Annotated in this window: 1 pseudogene; it reads left to right on the top strand. The window is 55.2% G+C overall.

From position 1 onward, the window contains the following. Positions 1–143 precede the first annotated feature (143 nt). Positions 144–306 (top strand): annotated as a pseudogene (locus HMPREF2656_RS12705) (IS256 family transposase); the annotation flags it as partial.

Genomic DNA, 306 nt, shown 5'->3' with positions numbered 1-306 from the left:
TGTGTCCGGAATCGTTGATTTTCATGCTCTGAACTCCGCGTTTGCGGAAAATATATGCTCCAAAAGCATATATTGGCCCTCTCTTGCGAAAATCCCCGGTGTGGCTGCCATGGTGTGCTACGGAGCGGTGGTTCGGTTGCCCAATGCCAAAGAACCGACCACGCTGCCATTGTGGCGGCGATATGAAACGAAACGGCACCACCAGCAACGGGACGACCCGGTGGCGGTGCAAAATCTGCGGTGCTTCACTGACCAAGCAGCGCAGCGATATCACCAACGCAGCCCTATTTCGTGCGTTCATCCAGC

This window comes from Corynebacterium sp. HMSC034B08, from assembly GCF_001835805.1.
Taxonomy (GTDB): domain Bacteria; phylum Actinomycetota; class Actinomycetes; order Mycobacteriales; family Mycobacteriaceae; genus Corynebacterium; species Corynebacterium coyleae.
This window is presented reverse-complemented; position numbering and strand designations above follow the sequence as displayed.